The 2,146-nt window shown below is 62.1% G+C and carries 1 protein-coding gene; it reads left to right on the top strand.

The annotated features are described in order from the left end of the window. On the top strand, positions 1–2,146 hold a 2,146-nt coding region (locus QQJ96_RS14500; protein WP_284332731.1), incomplete at both ends, for an amino acid adenylation domain-containing protein.

The raw sequence follows: 2,146 nt of genomic DNA, 5'->3' as shown, positions 1-2,146 counted from the left end.
GCAGCCCGGACGCGTTGGCGATCATCTACGGGGAAGAACGGCTGAGCTACGCCGAACTCAATGCACGCGCCAACCGCCTGGCACACTGGTTGATCAGGCAAGGCGTGCAGCCCGACGAGCGGGTCGCGATCTGCGTGGAGCGCAGCACGCACATGGTGGTGGGCCTGCTGGGCATCCTCAAAGCCGGTGGTGCGTATGTGCCGGTGGATCCGGCGTATCCAGAAGAACGGCGCCGCTACATGCTGAAAGATGCGGCGCCGCGAATCCTGCTGACGGACGCAAGCAGCCGAAGGACATGGGGCGGGACCTTGCCGGATGAACTCACGGTGCTTGAGCTGGATGCTGAGCAGCCGGCCTGGGCCGCTCAAGCCGAACACAATCCGGTGGCCCATGGCCTGACATCCAGCCATCTGGCGTACGTGATCTACACCTCCGGTTCCACCGGTCTGCCTAAAGGTGTGCCTAATGAACACCGTGCCTTGGCCAACCGGCTGCAGTGGATGCAGGACGCTTACAGCTTGCAGGCGCATGATGTGGTGGCGCAGAAGACTCCATTCAGCTTTGATGTCTCGGTATGGGAGTTCTTCTGGACTTTGCAGCGCGGCGCGACCTTGGCCGTGATGGCGCCGGGCGCGCACCGAGACGCGGATCAGCTGGCCCGATGGATCATCGAGCAAGGCGTGACAACGATCCACTTCGTGCCATCGATGCTGGGCAGCTTCCTGGAAGCGCATGAGGCCCGCCATTGCACCACTCTCACGCGAGTCATTTGCAGTGGAGAAGCTTTGCCCGCGGCAATGGTACGGCGCTTTGCGCAGATTCTGCCCACTGTCGCCCTGCATAACCTGTATGGCCCGACTGAAGCGGCGATCGATGTCACAGCGTGGACTTGTCCGTATCATTTTGACGACGAGCAGGTGCCGATCGGCCGTCCGATCGCGAACACGCAGATCTATCTGCTGGACCCATACCAACAGCCGGTACCCTTGGGATCGCCGGGAGAAATCCATATTGGCGGAGCCGGCGTCGCGCGCGGCTACCTCAATCGCCCGGAGTTGACCGATGAGCGCTTCCTGCCCGATCCCTTCAGCCGCAAAGCTGACGCGCGGATGTACCGCACGGGCGATCTGGCGAAGTACTTGCCGAACGGCAACATCCTGTACCTGGGTCGCAACGATCATCAGGTGAAGATTCGCGGTTTTCGCATCGAGCTGGGTGAGATCGATGCGCGGCTAGGCCAGCATCCAGGCGTTCGCGAAGCGGTGGTAGTGGCGCGGGACGATCATGCGGGCGAGAAGCGGCTGGTGGCGTATGTGGTATCGCACGGGCATGCCATTGCCGACGATCTGGTTGCGACGTTGCGCGCGCACCTCAGCGAACGTCTGCCCGACTACATGGTGCCGAGTGCGTTCGTACTCCTGGATGCGTTGCCGCTGACACCGAATGGAAAGCTCGACCGCAAGGCGCTGCCCGCTGCAGGCGGGGAAGTCTATGCCCGCCAGGCTTACGCAGCGCCGCAAGGAGCGATCGAGCAAACTTTGGCGCAGCTCTGGCAGGAGCTGTTGGGTGTGGAGCACGTAGGGCGGCAGGACAACTTCTTCGCACTGGGAGGGCATTCGTTGTTGGCGGTGCGCCTGCTAAGCCGGCTGCGTAGCGTCTTGCGCATGGACCTTCCACTGTCACGCTTTTTTGCCACGCGCACGCTGGCGGACCTTGCAGACGCCATCGCCGAACAGTTGCCGATCGCCAAGCTTGCCATGCCGGCGATCATGCGCCTATCGCGCGAGCGCTCGCTTCCGCCATCCTTTGCACAACAGCGGCTATGGTTCCTGGCACAACTGGAGGGCGTCAGTGCTACCTACCATATGCCACTGACCTTGCGTCTGCATGGAACGTTGGATGTGCAAGCCTTGCGTCGGAGCCTCGACGCAATCTGGTCCCGGCATGACTCTCTGCGCAGCACGTTCCTGCTTGCTGAAGGATCCCCCATCGTGGGTCTGCTGCAGGCCGAGTCGGGCATGCCATGGCAGGAAGAGGAGCTGCCCGACGGTGCACAGCCTGTCAGCTATGTACGGCAACGCGCTAGCGAGGAAATTCATCGTGCCTTCGATCTGGAACAAGGGCCGTTGATCCGTACCAGATTGAT

It is taken from the genome of Dyella flagellata, from assembly GCF_030160275.1.
Lineage (GTDB): Bacteria > Pseudomonadota > Gammaproteobacteria > Xanthomonadales > Rhodanobacteraceae > Dyella_B > Dyella_B flagellata.
Note: the sequence above shows the minus strand (reverse complement) of the source record. Positions and strands in the feature narration are given on the sequence as shown.